General features: G+C 70.7%; 16 protein-coding genes. 9 read left to right on the forward strand and 7 right to left on the reverse strand.

All coding sequences use genetic code 11. The features are described 5' to 3' along the window. Positions 1-71: 71 nt before the first annotated feature. The 6 genes from OHB41_RS02580 to budA all read right to left on the reverse strand — a co-directional run bounded on the left by OHB41_RS02580 (position 72) and on the right by budA (position 6,309). Positions 72-1,655 carry an FMN-binding glutamate synthase family protein gene (locus tag OHB41_RS02580; protein ID WP_266696301.1) on the reverse strand — a complete coding sequence of 528 codons (1,584 nt, stop codon included), beginning with the start codon at positions 1,653-1,655 and terminating at the stop codon, positions 72-74. A gap of 116 nt (positions 1,656-1,771) precedes the next feature. After that, entirely contained in the window at positions 1,772-2,143 is a 372-nt protein-coding gene (locus OHB41_RS02585) for a ribosome maturation factor RimM (protein WP_266696302.1), read from the reverse strand. A 286-nt stretch (positions 2,144-2,429) separates the two neighbouring features. Beyond that, positions 2,430-2,591 carry a hydrophobic protein gene (locus OHB41_RS02590; RefSeq protein WP_168525801.1) on the reverse strand — a complete coding sequence of 54 codons (162 nt, stop codon included), beginning with the start codon at positions 2,589-2,591 and terminating at the stop codon, positions 2,430-2,432. Positions 2,592-2,823: 232 nt separating this feature from the next. Further along, positions 2,824-3,771 carry an NAD(P)-dependent oxidoreductase gene (locus tag OHB41_RS02595; RefSeq protein WP_266696303.1) on the reverse strand — a complete coding sequence of 316 codons (948 nt, stop codon included), beginning with the start codon at positions 3,769-3,771 and terminating at the stop codon, positions 2,824-2,826. 58 nt (positions 3,772-3,829) lie between these two features. Further along, the gene (gene alsS / locus OHB41_RS02600) at positions 3,830-5,515 is read right to left on the reverse strand and encodes an acetolactate synthase AlsS (protein WP_266696304.1); all 1,686 of its coding nucleotides are present in this window, start codon (positions 5,513-5,515) and stop codon (positions 3,830-3,832) included. Between the two features lie 56 nt (positions 5,516-5,571). Then, entirely contained in the window at positions 5,572-6,309 is a 738-nt protein-coding gene (gene budA / locus OHB41_RS02605; protein WP_266705606.1) for an acetolactate decarboxylase, read from the reverse strand. A 520-nt stretch (positions 6,310-6,829) separates the two neighbouring features. Here budA and OHB41_RS02610 point away from each other — a divergent pair. From OHB41_RS02610 to OHB41_RS02640, 7 genes are all read left to right on the forward strand, one after another. Further along, positions 6,830-9,148: a xanthine dehydrogenase family protein molybdopterin-binding subunit gene (locus OHB41_RS02610; RefSeq protein ID WP_266696305.1), complete on the forward strand. Its 2,319-nt coding sequence runs from the start codon at positions 6,830-6,832 to the stop codon at positions 9,146-9,148. Continuing rightward, a complete protein-coding gene (locus tag OHB41_RS02615; RefSeq protein WP_266696306.1) occupies positions 9,145-10,077 on the forward strand; it encodes an FAD binding domain-containing protein in 933 nt (310 codons plus the stop codon). Before OHB41_RS02610 ends, OHB41_RS02615 begins: the two co-directional genes overlap by 4 nt. Next, complete coding sequence (locus OHB41_RS02620; protein ID WP_266696307.1) at positions 10,074-10,556, forward strand: (2Fe-2S)-binding protein; 483 nt, start codon at positions 10,074-10,076, stop codon at positions 10,554-10,556. The genes OHB41_RS02615 and OHB41_RS02620 overlap by 4 nt, the downstream gene beginning before the upstream one ends. 57 nt (positions 10,557-10,613) lie before the next feature. After that, positions 10,614-11,603, forward strand: coding sequence for an amidohydrolase family protein (locus OHB41_RS02625; RefSeq protein WP_266696308.1), 990 nt, complete (start codon positions 10,614-10,616; stop codon positions 11,601-11,603). A 102-nt stretch (positions 11,604-11,705) separates the two neighbouring features. After that, positions 11,706-12,872, forward strand: a complete 1,167-nt coding sequence (locus OHB41_RS02630) for an FAD binding domain-containing protein (RefSeq protein WP_266696309.1) — start codon at positions 11,706-11,708, stop codon at positions 12,870-12,872. A gap of 127 nt (positions 12,873-12,999) precedes the next feature. Further along, positions 13,000-13,749 carry an SDR family oxidoreductase gene (locus OHB41_RS02635; RefSeq protein WP_266696310.1) on the forward strand — a complete coding sequence of 250 codons (750 nt, stop codon included), beginning with the start codon at positions 13,000-13,002 and terminating at the stop codon, positions 13,747-13,749. Between the two features lie 199 nt (positions 13,750-13,948). Further along, entirely contained in the window at positions 13,949-14,908 is a 960-nt protein-coding gene (locus OHB41_RS02640; protein WP_266696311.1) for a TIGR03620 family F420-dependent LLM class oxidoreductase, read from the forward strand. A gap of 180 nt (positions 14,909-15,088) precedes the next feature. Here the strand turns inward: OHB41_RS02640 and OHB41_RS02645 are convergent, their stop codons facing one another. Beyond that, on the reverse strand, positions 15,089-15,526 hold the full coding sequence (locus tag OHB41_RS02645; protein ID WP_266696312.1) for an Rrf2 family transcriptional regulator: 438 nt from the start codon (positions 15,524-15,526) through the stop codon (positions 15,089-15,091). A gap of 203 nt (positions 15,527-15,729) precedes the next feature. Between OHB41_RS02645 and OHB41_RS02650 the strand changes: the two genes are divergently transcribed. Further along, positions 15,730-16,236 carry a SigE family RNA polymerase sigma factor gene (locus OHB41_RS02650; protein WP_266696313.1) on the forward strand — a complete coding sequence of 169 codons (507 nt, stop codon included), beginning with the start codon at positions 15,730-15,732 and terminating at the stop codon, positions 16,234-16,236. A gap of 8 nt (positions 16,237-16,244) precedes the next feature. Continuing rightward, positions 16,245-16,799, forward strand: coding sequence for a hypothetical protein (locus OHB41_RS02655; protein WP_266696314.1), 555 nt, complete (start codon positions 16,245-16,247; stop codon positions 16,797-16,799). The last annotated feature ends 179 nt before the right edge of the window (positions 16,800-16,978 follow it).

The following is a 16,978-nucleotide window of genomic DNA, read 5'->3' on the forward strand; positions in this document are numbered from 1 at the left end:
AGTGCCCTTCGGTTCGGTGCGGCCCCTCGGAACGGGTGCCGGGTTCAACGGGTGAGTGACGGGTGCCGGGTTCAGCGGGCGAAGCGGTCCGGGTCGGCCGCCTTCCAGTCGGATGCCCAGTCGGCGGGCGCCGATGCGATCAGCTCTCCGGGGGTGAGCCAGTCGTGGAGTTCCGCATAGGAGCGGACGGTGTGCGGATTCACCCGCTGCAGCAGCATGTGGGGCCGCAGATCGCGCGGCTCCTCGACACCCATCGAGGCCATGATCTGGAGCGCGCTCTTGACCGTCGCGCGCTGATAGCGCCGTACGCGCTGGGACTTGTCGGGTACGTCGACGGCGCGGGCGCGCCGTTCGTCCTGGGTGGCGACGCCGACGGGACAGGTGTTGGTGTGGCAGCGCTGGGCCTGTATGCAGCCGATCGCGAACATCATGGCGCGGGCGGCGTTGGTGTAGTCGGCTCCCTGCAGAAGGCGCTTGACGAGGTCGCTGCCGGTGGCGACCTTGCCGCCGGCGCCGATCCTGATCCGGTCGCGGAGCCCGACGCCCACGAGGGCGTTGTGCACGGTCATCAGTCCCTCGCCCAGGGGCAGGCCGACGTTGTCCGCGAACTCGAGGGGCGCCGCGCCCGTTCCGCCCTCCGCGCCGTCGACGACGATGAAGTCCGGCGTGCTGTCCTCCTCCAGCATCGCCTTGCATACGGCGAGGAACTCACGGCGTGAGCCGACGCACAGCTTGAACCCGACGGGCTTGCCGTCGGCCAGTTCCCGCATCCGGGCCAGGAAGCGGACCAGTTCGCGCGGCGTGGAGTAAACGCGGTGGTAGGGCGGCGAGATGACCGTCTCCCCCTGCGGGACGCCGCGGACTCCGGCGATCTCCGCGTTCACCTTGGCACCCGGCAGCACTCCGCCGATTCCGGGCTTGGCGCCCTGACTGATCTTCAGCGACACGCACTTGACCTGCTCGTGCGCCGCCTTCTCGGCGAACTGCCGCGGGTCGAAGTCCCCGTCGTCCGTGCGGCAGCCGAAGTATCCGGTGCCGATCTCCCAGACGAGGTCTCCGCCAGGCCTCAGGTGGTACTCGGAGAGGCCGCCCTCGCCGGTGTCCTGGGCGAAGCCGCCCAGTTGTGCGCCGGTGTTGAGGGCGAGTACGGCGTTGGCGGACAGCGAGCCGAAGCTCATCGCCGAGACGTTCAGCAGCGCCATGTCGTAGGGGCGGGTGCACTCGGGTCCGCCGATCCGGACGCGCGGTGCCTCGGTGGGCACCGGCCGGGGCGCCATGGACGGGGTGAGGAACTCACTGCCCGTCCGGTACAGGTCGAGTTCCGTGCCGAACGGTTCCTCGGCATCGGTGCCCTTGGCCCGCTCGTAGACGATGCTGCGCGTGTCACGGTCGAAGGGGCGGCCGTCGAAGTTGCGCTCGATGAAGTACTGCTGAAGCTCCGGCCGCAGCGCCTCCAGGGCGAAGCGGAGATGCCCGAGCAGTGGGTAGTTCCGCAGGACGGAGTGCCGGCGCTGCACGAGGTCGTGGACGGCCACCAGGGCGAGCAGGAGCAGGGGGGCGGCCGCGGTCCACCACCAGGGCGAGACCAGGACGGCGACGACCGAGACGCCCGTCGCCAGCGAGCCGAGCAGGACAACCAGAAGTATCTTCAGCACCTGATGCGTGTGTCCCGAAGCCCGGACTCCAATCCGTTCGTCCCGTCACACGCGAGCTGCCCGGAACCGGGAACGGGCCCGGACTCGTCGAGTCCGGGCCCACTCACGTGCGGGGGTCACATCATCGGCCCGCCGCCGAGGGGGGTGTGCGGTCCGTAGTAGGCACCCAGTTCGTCGCGGTAGCCGGCGTCACCGAGGTGCTTGTCACGGTGGAACTCCGGGGCGTTCTTGATCTGCTCCCTGGTGCGGTCGACGAAGATCTTCTTGTCCTCCGGGTCGATCTGGATCACGGTGCTCGCCGGGAGGAGGACCTCCTTGCCGAAGATCCAGACCCCGGTGTCCACGACCAGGTAGGCGTCACCGGCCTCGTCGGAGTGCTTGTCGACCTTGCCGATTCCACCGTCGGTCGCCTCGACCTTGTAGCCGGTCAGATCGGTGCCGGCCAGATGGCCCGAGGTCGACTGGTAACTCCACACATGCTCAGTCACGCGAAAACAGCTCCTCCGGTGAACGGAGAGCGGCGAGGAATTCCCTGCCGCTCCTCCTTTTCCGTATGCGGTGCGGGACGGTTCTCGTATTCCGTCCGGACTCCGAGTTCCCCTTCCGCGGCACTTCATTCGTCCGATGCGCGAAGCGACGCCGGAATGGCCGCAGTTCGGTGGTGCCGGCAGGGAATCCGCCTCCGCGGACGACGACATGGTGGTGGCCGCCCTCCTCGGCCGGAGGGCGGCCACCACCACGTCGGGCCGGAACGCCGGCCCAATTCCGGCTCCGCTACCAGCGGTACCAGCGACCGCTGCCGCTCTTGGGACGGGCGACGAAGCCGACCAGCCACAGCACCAGTACGACGATGGCGACCCACCAGAGAATCTTCAACGCGAAGCCCGCGCCGAAGAGAAGCAGAACCAGCAGAAGAACGAGAAGCAGGGGAACCATATTATCAACCTCCGAATACCCCTGTGCCCGGAACCTCTCGGCTCGCTCAGCCCCATGGCGGAGTTCACCCGAATACCGCGGGTCGATTACCCGTTCGGCCCATGAACTGCGAAGCCGGCGGGTCCGGGATTTCGGCATCGGCCTCCGACGCGGCGCCGCCCGACTCAACCGCGGACGAACTCCAGCGGTTCGATCCCGCGGTCCCGAGCGCCGGCCGCCGTCGGCCGGCGGCTCATTCCCGCGGTGACAGACCGTCGTCGAGGGACACGTTCTCCGGTTCGAGTGTGATGCCGGAGTTCCTGGCCTGTTCCAGGATCAGGGCGGCGAAGTCCTCGTCGACATGTCCCGCGCCGACGGCACCCGCGACGAACTGTGCGGTGGCGGCGGCCAGCGGCATCGGGACCTCCAGTTCGCGACCCGCCGCGAGCCCCAGCTCCAGGTCCTTGAGCAGCAGCGGCATGGTGAACGTCGGCGTGAAGTCCAGGTTGACCAGGGCGGGCGACTTGTACCGGGTGTAGGCCGAGCCCATCACGGAGTCGTTCAGGAATTCCAGGAAGGCGGCACGGCTGACGCCCCCCTTCTCCGCGAGGACGGTGATCTCGGCGAGCGACTGAGTGACGACGCCGAGGAAGACGTTGTGCGCGATCTTGACCAGCCGGGCGGCCTCGTCCTCGCCGACGTAGGTCACGCCGCGCCCCAGCGGTGCCAGCAAGGACTCGACCCGGTCGAACACTTCGCGGGAGCCGGACACCGCGATCGTCAGGCCGCCCGCGGCGATCACCTTCGGGTTCCCGCTCACCGGGGCGGCGAGGAAGTCCGTCCCGCGCCGGGCGGCCTCTTCCCGGATCAGCGCGGACGTCCCGGTGGACACCGTGGAACTGTCGATCAGAACACCCGGCGCGGCATCCGGCGAGGTCAGGACCCCGCCAGGGCCCGTGGTGACCGCCTGCAGGTCGGGCGAGGCGGAGACCATCGTGAAGACGACGTCCCGGTCGGCGAGTTCGGCCGGCCGGTCGACGACCGTCGCACCTCTCTCGATGAGCGTTTCGGCCTTGGCGCGCGTCCTGTTGTGGACGGCCACGTCGTACCCCGCGTCGAGCAGCCGGGCGGCGAGTTGGAAGCCCATCCGACCGGTGCCGATCCAGCCGACGCGCGGCGGGTCCTGGGTGATGTGCGCCATTTCTGTACCTCGTTCCCGGAAGTCTGCTCGCCGATGGGCTCCCGCTCCGCGCGAACCTCTACTCCAGTACGCCGTCGTGCAGTTGGGCGAACAGATCGGTGTTGTGGGTGTAGTCGACGCGGACGTCGATGATCGTCACGCCCGGCTCGTCCAGGAACTCGCGGCTCAGCGCGGCCTTGAGCTCGCCCTCGAACTCCTGGATCGAGTCGACCCGGACACCCTTCGCCCCGAAGGCCCCGGCGTACTGGACGATGTCGTAGTCACCGAGCTGCACCCCCGACTTGCGTCCGTACTTCAGGAGCTCCTGGAAGCCGACCATGTCGTACGTGTTGTCCCGCATGATGACGTGGGTCAGACGCAGACCGAGGCGGGTCGCGGTCTCCAACTCCTGTGCGCTGAAGAGGAATCCGCCGTCCCCGGAAACGGAGACGACCTGGGTCCGGGGCCGCACCATGCTGGCGGCCATCGCCCAGGGCAGGGCCACCCCCAGAGTCTGCTGGCCGTTGGAGAACAACAGGTGACCGGGCTGGTACGCGCGGAAGTGACGCGCCGTGTGGATGTAGTGCGATCCGACGTCACACACCACGGTCGCGTCGTCGTCGACGAGTTCCCTGATCTTCAGTACCACCGCCGCCGGGTTCAGGCCCGCCTCGGTGGCCGGTTTCCCTCGTGCCTCCTCGTCGATGCGCAGCAGTGCGGTGCGCTGCTCGGCGATCGCCGCGTTGGCCTGTTCGCTCAGACGCAGGCCGCCCACCAGCTCGGCCAGCCTGGTCAGCGTCGCGGCCACGTCCCCGCGCAGCTCCAGAGCGGGCTGGTAGTGGTTGTCGATGTCCGCCGGAAGCGCGTCGACGTGTACGACGGTGCGCGTGGGGTCGGTGTTCCACAGCCCGGGGTCGTACTCGACGGCGTCGTAACCGACGGTGACCAGGACGTCGGCCTCCGCGATCACGAGGTCGCCGGGCTGGTTGCGGAACAGGCCCACCCGCCCGAGGAAGTGGTCCTCCAGTTCACGGGATACCGCTCCGGCGGCCTGGAACGTCTCCACGACGGGAAGGTCGGTGCCGTCGATGAGCGTGCGCAGTGCCGCGCAGGCCTTGGCATCGGCCCCTCTGAGACCGACGAGCAGCGCGGGGCGTTCGGCGTCCCGGATCAGTCGTGCCGCGTGACGGATGTCGTCCTCGGGGGCAGGGCCGAGTGCGGGGACGGGCAGGGGCCGGATGATCTCGGCGGACGTCGGTGCGCCGAGGACGTCGGCGGGCAGCACCACGGCCGTCGCTCCGCGCGGTTCGGTGACCGCGGCGCGCAGGGCGTTGGCGAGGGCCTCGGTCACGTCGTCCGGGTCGTCGACCTCGCCGACGTACTTGGTGAACGGCCTGAGCGCGGCGGTGGCGTCCATGGACTGGTGGGTCCGCTTGAGGCGGTCCGCCCGCTGGACCGCTCCGCACAGGGCGACGACCGGATACTGCTCGGTGTTCGCGGTGATCAGCCCGGTCAGCAGGTTGGTGGTGCCCGGCCCGGAGGTGACCACGGCGGCCCCCGGCGTACCGGTGAGGCGGCCCACGGCGGCTGCCATGAGGGCGGCGTTCTGTTCGTGCCGGCACACCACGAGCTGGGGACCGCCGTCCGCCAGAGCGTCGTAGACGGCATCGATCTTCGCCCCGGGGACGCCGAAGACGTACTGCACACCATGCGCGGTGAGGGTCTGGATCGCCCGCTGCGCGGAGCGAACGCGCTGTTCGGCCATGTTGGTTGACAGCCTTTCGAAGGAGAGGTCACAGCACGGCTCAGCTCACCCGCGGCTCAGCCGCCTTCGGCCTGGTGGATCTGTTGGGCGAGGCTTTCCGACGTCAGGTCCGACGCGAGGAACTGCGGGGTACGGGGCAGGCTCAGATGCAGCTCCGACCGCGAACTGATCTCGATCACGCCGTGCTCCAGCCGGTAGTCGAGGGCATGGCCACCCTGCCGGTGGTCGCGGTCGATGAAGTGCATGTGATAGCCGGCGACCGCGATGGCCTGCTCGAGATCGGGGGTCCGGAAGCCTGCCAGGGTGCCCTCCACGTCGCGGAAGGTGCTTTCCTGCTGTCCTTCGGCCGCCTCCGTCAGGGGAGGGTACGGGGGTTGCTGGCGCATCACGGTGCGGGTGCGCACCGCACCGAACGTCCCCTTGATCCGCAGCGCGTACATGAGGTTGTCGCTGCTGAGCGCCGCGTCGATCAACGCGGTGATGGCGACGCGGTCCGTGCTCGTCGTCACCGGGATGCTCGTGTCGGGCCGGAACCAGGTGACGGCCGCGAAGGGGGTGAGGTCCCCGGCGTCGGCGATCCGGGCGCTGCCATCGGACCGCAGGTGGTGGCAGGTCCCGTCGAGGATCACCATCTCGCCGTCGAGGCGGTTGAAGGTACCCAGGCCGAAATCGCCGTGCCGGAGCAGTTCGCCGATCGTCACGTCGCCGTCGTACACGCCGTCGATCAACGCCCCCATCGTCGAGGTCTGGTAGATCTCCCGTGCGCGCCGCACGTCGTGGTGACCGTCGTGCATGCCGCGCACGTGAGCCACCATGCCCCTCGCCCATCGGCGGAACGCAGCATGCGGATCTTCCGGTGCGCGCATAGCGAAAAGCCTTCCCGGGTTCCGGTCGGCCACGGTTGCGTGCGGCGCCGCCGGCCGTGGTGATCACGGGCCGACCGCACGGCCGATTCCCCGCGCGCCGGACCCGAATATTGTGTCCGCATCACGAGCCGGACGCATCTTGGCCCGTGCCCCCGCTCCCTGCCGCCGTGCCTTCCACCGCGCACTCCCCCGCCGCGTACGGCGCGACTCTTCGGCCGGGCCACCGGACCTGTTCTCGGGACCTGCCCGCCGGACACCCGCAGACCCTGTCGGTCATGCGCGTATGCGGAAATTGTGCCTAAATTTACGGAACGGGGACTTTCGTGCTGCCGATCCGTCGTGGCTCACGGCTGCCCCCGGCAGGTCGCCCGGCTGCCCCCGACAAGTCGCCGCGGAGGGGGGATCCCCGGCGGTCCCCTCCCCACTCGAATCAGCAAGGGGTGCAGTTGTGGCGCATCAGTGGACACGGCGCGAGGACGCAAGACTGCTCACGGGAAACGGCCGCTATGTCGCCGACATCGACGTACCGGACTGCCTCGACGCCGTGTTCGTCAGGAGCAGGTCCGTCGCTCACGGTCTGCTGCGCTCCGTCGATTGCCGTGCGGCTCGTGAGGTGCCCGGCGTGGTGGGCGCCTGGTCCGCCGCCGACCTGGCGGACATGCCCTCGTGCGCGCACTCGGCGGCGGACCTCCAGGACCTGCCTCCGGTACCGCACACCGTGCTGGCCGAACTGTCCTCGGACGAGGTGGTCGCCGGCCGTGAGTGGCCGGCCCTGGTCAAGGAGCGTGTGCGCTACGCGGGCGAGGCCGTCGCCGTCGTCCTGGGCGAGGACCGCTACCGGGCCGAGGACGGGGCGGCCGAGGTCACCTTCCACGTCGACCCGCTGCCCGCGATGGTCACGCCGTCCGCCGCGGCCTCGGACGAGACCCTGCTCTTCGACGGTCTGAGCAACATCGCCCTGCGGGGAGAGACCGGCACGCCCGTCGAGGACGAGGTGTGGCAGGAAGCGGCCGCCGTGGTGGAGGGCCGCTACCGGCAGAACCTGCTGATGCCCACACCGATGGAGTGCAGGACGATCCTCGCCGTGCCCGAGGAGGACCGGCTGACGATCTGGTCGGGGCACCAGATGCCGCACCGGCTGCGCCGTGAGATGGCCGCGCTGCTGGGCTGGTCGCAGGAACAGATCCGCGTGGTGGTGCCGGACACCGGTGGGGCGTTCGGCGGCAAGAGCGCCTCGTTCCCGGAGTTCGTCGTGGTCGCCTTCCTCGCGGTCAGGCTCCGGCGACCGGTCCGGTGGATCGAGGACCGTCTGGAGTCGATGATGGTCGCCACGCGTGGCCGGGGACAGGACCAGCGCGCACGGCTGGCCGCCGACGCCGACGGGCGGCTTCTCGCCTACGAGTTGCACATCGACGCGGACGTCGGCGCCTACCCTCACCTCGGAGTCGGGCTGCCGATGCAGACCGCCTGGATGGCCACCGGCGCCTACCGCACTCCCCGGGTCCATTCGACGGTTCGCTCGATCCTCACGAACACCATGATCACGTACCCCTATCGGGGGGCCGGCCGCCCCGAGGCGGTCATCGCGCTCGAACGCTGTATGGACGTGCTGGCAAGGAAGTTGGGGATCGACCCGGCGGAACTGCGCCGCCGCAACTTCATCCCGCCCGAGGCCTTCCCGTACAAGACCCCCACCGGCCGGACCTACGACAGCGGGGAATACGCCCGCGCGCTGGACCTGGCACTGGAGACCGTCGGGTACGACGCATGGCGCGCCGAGCAGGCCCGGCGCCGGAACGATCCGACGGCCAAGCCGCTGGGAATCGGCCTGTCCTGCTATGTCGAGCGATCCGGCGGAGAACCGGGTGGGCTGCACGAGTTCGGCAGCATCGAGGTCGGCGCGGACGGCGTCATCACCGCGCGGTGCGGAGCCGCATCCAGTGGCCAGAGCCACGAGACCGTGTTCCCCGCACTGGTCGCCAAGACCCTGGGCGTGGACCAGCAGCGTGTCCGGCTGATCGAGGGCGACACCGACGAACAGCCGGAGGGCCTCGGCTCCTTCGCCAGCCGGACCGCACAGGTCGCCGGCGCGATGCTGCAGCACGCCTCCCGGCTGGTCGTCGCAGAGGCCCGGCAGCGGGCAGCGACCCTGTGGGATCTGCCCCTGGAGGAGGTGGAGTGGGCCGACGGCACCGTCCACGCCGCCCACGACGGCTCGGCCGCCATGGACGTCGGCGAACTGGTGAAGGCCACCGGGCCGCTGCGCGTGGAGGACCGCTTCGAGACGGGGATGGCGTTCCCCTTCGGCTCCCATGTGGCGGTGGCCGAAGTGGACCCGGAACTCGGCACCGTGGAGCTGCTGAAGGTGGTGACGGTCGACGACTGCGGGGTGGTCCTCGACCCCGCCGTCGTCCGCGCTCAGGCCTTCGGGTCCGCGATACAGGGCATCGGCCAGGCGCTCTACGAGGCCATCCCCTACGACGACAACGGCACACCCCTGCTGGCGAACGGCCTGCTGGACTACCTGCTGCCGACCTACACCGAAGTACCGCCCATCGAGATCAAGGACACCTGCACGCCGAGCCCCAGCTCGCCCCTCGGTGCCAAGGGCGCCGGGGAGTCGGGCTGCATCGGACTGCCGGCCGCGGTCGTCAACGCCGTGGTCGACGCGCTCCGTCCGGCCGACGCCGACCTGTTGCAGATGCCGCTCACCCCGGACGTGGTCTGGCGCGCGGCCCGAGCCCCGAAGCTGGAGGAGGACCGGTGAAACCCGCCGCCTTCGACTACGTCGCACCCCGTACGGTGTCCGAGGCCGTCGATGCCCTGGGCAGCAGAGGCCGCGACGCCCAGGTCCTGGCCGGAGGCCAGAGCCTGCTCCTGGAGATGCACCTGGAGCGCGTCCGTCCCGACCTGGTCGTCGACATCAACCGCATCCCGGAACTCGACACCCTGCGGGTCGTCGACGGCTCGCTGCGGGTCGGCGCCCTGGTCAGGCACCACGTCTTCGAGTCGGCGCAGGCCGTACGGGGTCCCCTGGGCTCGTTGTTCTCGCTCGCCGTCGTCAACATCGCGCACCCGCCGATCCGGTCCCGGGGAACGATGGTGGGCAGCTTCGGCTGGGGCCACCCCGCGTCCGAGTGGTGCGCCATCGCCATGGCCCTCGACGCCGACGTCCACCTGCGAGGACCGGAGGGCGCCCGTACCGTCGCGGCCCGCCACTACTTCCATGGTCCCCTCAAGACGGACCGCCGCCCCGGCGAACTGATCACCTCCGTGCGGTACCCGCTGCTGGCCGCGCACACCGGCGTCGGCTTCATCGAGCACCGGCGCACGCACTTCTGCTTCGCCCAGGTAGCGGTGGCGGCCGTCCTCACCGTGGACGACGGGGTGATCAGGGAAGCACGCATCGGACTGGTCAACTGCGCCGACCGTCCGCTGCGGGCGCACGCCGCGGAGCAGGCCCTGGCCGGCGTCGAGATCGGCCCGCCGACGGACGGATACCTGCTTCCCGAGGACCATCCGTTCGCCCGCGCCGGCCGCATCGCGGCGGAACGTGACGCCGCACCCCTCGCGGAGCCGTACGCGGACCTCGAATACCGCCGGCATGCCATCGCCGTCGTGGCCGCCAGGACCCTGTGCCAGGCGGCCGACGACCACCGGTCACGCATCGGCGGGACCAAGGGAGACAGCCAATGAAGATCACACTCACGGTGAACGGCGAGGAGTTCCCGCTCGACGTGGAGCCCCGGCGGATCCTGGCGGACGTACTGCGGGAGGACTGCCGGCTGACCGGCACCCATCTGGGCTGCGAGCACGGCGTGTGCGGCGCCTGCACGGTGCTCGTGGACGGTGAGGCGGTGCGCTCCTGTCTGATGCTCGCCGTGCAGTGCGACGGCAGGTCGGTCCGGACGGCGGAGGGGCTGGCCGGTCCGGACGGTGAGCCCAGCGCGTTGCAACGGGCCTTTTCCGCGGAACACGCGTTGCAGTGCGGCTTCTGCACCCCCGGATTCCTGATGGTGGCCGCCGGGGCGCTGGAAGCCGACCCCGCCCTCGCCGATCACCCCGAGCGCGTGGATCACATCGTCGGATCCAACGTCTGCCGGTGCACCGGCTACGAACCCATCCGTCGCGCGATCACGCGGGCCGCGCGGGAGCAGCAGGAGCCCGTGACCTGACCCCGTCCCGTCCGCGTGGTGTTGAGGAGTGGAGATGGCTGCGAGGGGAGAGTCGAGATGTCCGTAAGGGGAGACGTCCGCGCCGGAGTCGTCGACGTCCACGCGCACTGGCTGCCCCGGGAGCTGCTCTCCCTGCCGCCGGGCTTCCCTCTGGGCGGCATGAGCGACCGTGACGGGGAGCTGTACCTGGGGGACAGTCCGCTGTTCTTCGCCAGTACGGCGATGACCGACATCGACGTGGTGATCGCCGACACCGTGAAAGCGGGTCTCGGGGCACGCGCCGTCTCGGCGCCGCCCTTCGCCTTCCCCGTCTTCTCGCCCTCCGAGGCGGACGACTACGTCTCGGCCTACAACGACCGGCTCGAGCAGGCCGTCTCCTCCTCCGACGGCACACTGGTCGGACTCGGGCTGGTCCGGGTGGACGACGTGGCCGCCGCCCGTCGCGAGATGACACGCCTGACGGACATGCGGGGCATCGCGGGTGTCGCCGTCCCGCCGCTGGTGCAGGGCCGGTCCTACGGCGACGGTGCGATGCGGGAGGTACTGGCCACCGCCGTCGACGCGGACCTGGCCGTCCTCGTCCACCCGATGCAGTTGCCACGGCCGGAGTGGAAGGACCACTACCTGGTGAACCTGATCGGCAACCCGGTGGAGACCACGACAGCCGTGGCATCGGTGCTCCTGAGCGGCGTCATGGAGGAACTGCCGGACCTGCGCATCTGCTTCGTCCACGGCGGGGGGTGCGCGCCGGCCCTGCTCGGGCGGTGGGGGCACGGATGGCGGTCGCGGGAGGACGTACGACACGGCGGTAGCCGCCCGCCTGCCGAACCGTTCACCCGGCTGTACTTCGACACCGTCACCCACGATCCCGACGTGCTGCGGCTGCTGTCGGCCCATGCCGCACCGGAGCGGATCGTGTGCGGGAGCGACTACCCCTTCGACATGGCGCAGCCGGAACCCGTCCGGTTCCTGTTGGACCACGGCCTCGACGCCGAAACCCTCGAGGCGAACGGCCGGGCGTTCCTCGGCATCCACGGCCCCGACTGACTCCCGCCCGGACCCGCCGGGCACTCGGTTGCTCCGGCGGGTGCCGCATCCGAGGCGTCCGCGTCCGAGGCGCCCCCGCATCCGCCACAGCAGAGGTGTGCCATGTCCGAGACGAACGACTTCACAGCACTGGTCATCGGTGGATCGGTGGGCGGTCTGGCCGCCGCGCACGAACTGCGGGCCGTGGGCGCCGGGGTCGCCGTCTACGAACGGTCGGTGGGGCAGACGTCGGCGCGCGGCGCCGGCATCGTCATGCAGCCGGAGGTCGACGCGCTGCTGAACCGCCTCGGCAGAACGGCGTCCTCGGTCTGTGTCGAACTGCACGAGCGTCAGCAGCTGGACGCGCACGGCAGGACGGCGCGTTACGAGGCTCCGCAGCTCATGACCGCGTGGGACACCCTCTACCGCGCGCTTCGAGAACCGCTCTCCGGGGTCTGCTACCGCCTGGACAGCACTCTCAGACGTGTCCAGGTGAGCGGTCACGACGTCACGGCCGAGTTCTCGGACGGGTACACCGCGCGCGGCAACTTTCTGGTGGGCGCCGACGGAATCGGGTCGGCCACCCGCATGCTGCTCGACTCCGTCTCCCGTCCCGAGTACGCCGGGTACGTGGCCTGGCGTGGCCTGGAACCCGAGTCCGCGCTGCCGAGCGAGCTGCTGGACCTGCTCGCGGGCCGCTTCACGTTCTTCACGTCGAGCGGCATGCAGATGCTGTGCTACCTGGTGCCGGGGGCCGACGGCGAGCGGGAGGAGGGCTCGCGTCGCGTCAACTGGGTCTGGTACGTGAACGTCGCCGAGCCGGATCTGCCGAGGCTGCTCACCGGCCGCTCCGGAAAACGCTTCGCACACTTCGTGCCGCCGGGCGAGTTGCAGCCCGAGACCGTCGAACAGGTCGCCCGGCAGGCCGACGTCTCGCTTCCGCCGCCCTTCGCCGAACTGGTGCACTTGTCGGACGTCTTCATGCAACCGGTGTTCGACCTCGCGCCCGGGCGCATGGTGGCCGACCACGCGGCTCTGATCGGCGACGCGGCAGGCACGGTCAGGCCCCACACCGCCTCGGGAACCTCCAAGGCGTTCGGTGACGCCGCGGGCCTGGCGGCCGCTCTGCGCGGGTGGACCCCGGCGCGGCCGCTGCCCGCCTCCGAGCTCGAGCACTGGGAGATTCGGCGGCTCGACCGCTTCCTCACGTTGTCCGAGGCCGGGTTCGACCTGGCGGTGCGATCCACGTTGGGTGCCGAGAGAGGGAGCCGGTTCTTCGGGTCGGACTGACCGTGTGTTCGGCTCGCCGCGCGGCGAGGCCTCGCGAAGGGCCGCACTTGACGCGACTGATTGAAACTTTTACGGTTACACCCAGAGTCGTAACAGACATTGTTACGACGGATCAGTGGAGGATGTCATGGGTCAGCTCACCGGCAAGGTCGCGATCGTCACGGGAGGCACCACGGGCATCGGCCTCGCCACCGCCAAGCGTTTCGCCGCCGAGGGCGCACAGGTGTACGTCACCGGCCGCCGCAAGGCCGAGCTGGACGCCGCCGTCCAGGACATCGGCTCGGGCGCCGTGGGAATCCAGGGGGACATCGCCGACCTCGGCGACCTGGACCGGCTCTACGCGGCCGTCGAGCAGGACGGCCGCCGGATCGACGTGCTGTTCGCCAACGCGGGCGGCGGCGAGTTCGCCCGGCTGGAGGACGTCACGGAGGAGCACTTCGACCAGACCTTCGGCATCAACGTCCGTGGTCTCCTGTTCACCGTCCAGAAGGCTCTGCCGCTGCTCAACGAGGGCGCCTCGGTGATCGTCCCGGGCTCCACCGCCGCGGCGTCCGGCGGAGAGGCGTTCGGCGTGTACGCCGCGACCAAGGCCGCCATCCGCTCTCTCGCCCGCACGTGGGCCAACGAGCTCAAGGGCCGGGGAATCCGGGTCAACGTCATCGTGCCCGGCCCGATCGACACCCCTGGAATCGCCGGCCTCGCCCCCGACTCGGAGCAGGCCGGACAGCTCAAGGGCCACCTGGCGAGCCTGGTGCCGCTGGGCCGCATGGGCCGTACCGAAGAGGTGGCCGGCGCCGTACTGTTCCTCGCCTCCGACCAGAGCAGCTTCACCACCGGCTCCGAGCTGTACGTCGACGGCGGCCAGAACCAGGTCTGAGTTCCACGACGACGGTGGAGGCCGGCACGGAGTCCTCTCCACGACACGGGGGCCGGACACCGGAGACGGCGCGGGGACCGGCCGCCCCGGTGCCGGCCCGCGCGGCTCCCTTCCGACGTCACCCCCTACACGTAACAGCGCGGCTCTCGCGCGCGGGTCGGCGCGGATCGCGACAACCCAGCCAGAAGGAGGTTCGGCGATGCCCGCCGGTCCAACGGTCCGTTCCCTGCTCGGCGGCGTCGGGGTCTGGAGCATGGAACTTCGCTCGGCCGCCCGTCCCGAAGTCCGGGAGGCGGCGGCCGAGCTCGACGAACTCGGCTTCCCGGCGCTGTGGATCCCCGGACTCGACGGTGGCGGCGCACTCGACGACGCCGGACACCTGCTGGCCGCCGCGCCACGCGCCGCCGTCGCGGTGGGGGTACTCGCCCTCTGGGGTCAGGACCCGGCGGCCGTCGGAGCGCATGTCCACGATCTGGACCAGGCACACGGGCGGCGGCTCGTCCTGGGCTTCGGCGTGAGCAGCCCGCACTCGGCACAGGCCGCGGGACAGACGTACGGGAAGCCCCTCCAGGCCGTCGCGGACTACCTGGACCGGCTCGACGGCGTGCCGCATCCCGTTCCCTCCGAACGCCGCATGCTCGGCGCGCTCGGTCCGAAGATGGTCGACCTGGCCGCCCGCCGCACCGCCGGCCTGCACCCCTTCCTGGTGACACCGGAGTTCAGCGCGATCCACCGGCGCCGTATCGGCCCGGCCCCGGTGATCGCCCCGCACCAGGCCGTGGTCCTCGACACCGACCCGGCCAGGGCACGCGCGGCCGCCCGCCGGGGCATCGGCATGTTCATCGGGTTCCCGGCCTACCAGAAAAACCTGCGGCGGCTCGGCTTCACCGACGAGGATCTGATCCCCGGCGGCAGCGACCGTCTCATCGACGCCGTCGTCGCCCACGGCTCGCTCGACGTGGTGGCACGCCGCGTCCGCGAACACCTCGACGCGGGCGCCGATCATGTCGCCCTCCACGTCCTGGGCGGCGACCCCGGCCTTCCCCGCACGCAGTGGCGTGAACTGGCCGGCCTCCTTCCCGGGCCCACGCCCGTACGGGACGTCGTACCGGACGAAGCACCTGCGCCCGCGACCGCCGGCGGCGATCCGGCGATCTAGGTCGTGTTGCGAAAGTCCCGCCTGCCTCGCGGCGCCTGGCACGCCCTCTCGCCGCACCGGGCGAAAACCCGGGTACGTCCAGTACGCGGGCTTCCGCCCGGCCCGGTGACGGGCCGGGCTCCGGCGCGCCGGCGCCGCCCGCACTGGGGGCGCCGAGCCATGCCGAAGAGGTGAGGAGCGCTACGCCCGCTCCTGGGCCAGTACGTCCCGCAGTACGTCGGCGATGGTGGTGGCGGCCAGTTGCTTCCGCATGGTGTCCTCCACGCCGTCGTAGACGTGCCGCAGGGTGGGCCGGATCCCGAAACCGACCGGGCAGGACTGGTTCGGTTCGCTGTTGTGCATCCCGAAGACACCGCCCTCGTCCAGGGCCTCGTACACATCCAGCAGGGTGACCGTCTCCGGCTCCCGCGTGACGACCCAGCCGGCACCGGTGCCCCGCCGGGCCTCCACCAGCCCCGCCTTCCGCAGATCGCCCAGGCAGCGCCGGATCACGACGGGATTGGTGTTGACGCTGCTCGCGATGCGCTCGGACGTGGCGACTTCGTTCCCGCCCTGCCGGTCGAGCACCATCCATGTCAGGACGTGCACCGCGACCGTCAGTCTGCTGTTCGCACTCACCCTCGGATCACTCCTCCATCCATGTAACCCACAATGTTACATCGCCTCGGGGGCTGAAGCCCCCGACCGGATCGGCGCTCCCCCGCCGCACCGCACCCTCCTCGCCCGACGTGACCGGCATCACGTGACAGACGTGCATAGTGGGGCGCTCGCCGACGTCTTTCACCAGGTGTACGAAGCTGGCAAGGGCGGGGACGGTGCGGATGCAACAGGCTGGAGCCGAGGGTTTCGACGGGTTCGTCGCGGCCCGCTGGTCGGCGTTGTTCCACCTCGCGCGCCTGCTCTGCGGCGGTGACCGGCACCGCGCCGAGGACCTGCTTCAGGAGGCCCTGGTCAAGCTCTGGTTCGTCTGGCCGCGGATCGCGGACGAGGCGCCCGAGGCGTACGTGCGCAAGATCCTGGCCCGCGCCGCCGCCCGCTCCGCCCGCAGGCGGTGGTGGGGCGAGCGTCCCGTGGACCAGTTGCCCGACCTGGCGCAGATCGGGGACGTCTCCGCCACCGTGGCGGAACGGTCGCGGCTGGAGGCGGCCCTCGCCCAACTGCCGCCCCGGCAACGGGCCGCCGTGGTGCTGCGCTACTACCAGGACCTGCCGGAGAAACAGGTCGCGGAGGTCCTGGGGTGCCCCCTGGGCACCGCCCGGTCCCACGCGTCACGCGGTGTGGCGCGCCTGCGTCAGATCCTGTCCGTCGTCATCGAACCGGTGGAGTGAGAGGAAGCATGGATCACTTCGAGCGGGAGTTGGCGCGGATGATGCGCGACGCCGAGGAGCAGACCCCCTTCGAGCCGGCGCAGCAGGACCGCCTCAGGGCCGGAGTCCGCGTCCGCCGCCGGGTCCGCTCGGCGCAGAAGGCCGTGGGCTCCGTACTGGCGGTCGCCGGGCTCGGTGCCGGCCTGTTCCTGCTGCCGCACACCCCGAAGGGCGACCGGCCCCAGGCCCCGCTGCCGCAGCCCATGACCGGCCGTTCCTCTCCGAACATCTCACCGACCCCGACCCTGACCCCGAGCCCGACCCCGACTCCCACGCGGCCCTCCAGCGGAGCTCCCACCGGGTCGGCCACCACCACTCCCGACGACACCTCGACCACTTCCAGCCCGCCCACGGCACCGTCCTCGACGGGCGGTTCGACCTCGATCGGCACCGGTTCCTCCGGGACCGCGACGACCAGCCCGCCGCCCGGGGCGTCGTCGACGCCGAGCGAGAGCATCACGCCGCCCCCGCCGACGACGACCCTCGAGCCGTCCTCGTTCGCCGACGCGACCGACACCGGGTAGCCACCGCTCACCCGCCGCCGGGCCGTACGCCGTCCCGAACCCCCTGCCGCGAACCTTCCGCCCCGACCTCTGCCGCGGAAACCTTCCGTCCCGCGCACCGTTGCCCGCTCCGCCCGCAGCCGTACTCCGTGACCGCAGCTCCGCCGTGAGCGCCTTCGGGATGCCCTGCGACGACGCAC

Source organism: Streptomyces sp. NBC_01571 (assembly GCF_026339875.1).
Lineage (GTDB): Bacteria > Actinomycetota > Actinomycetes > Streptomycetales > Streptomycetaceae > Streptomyces.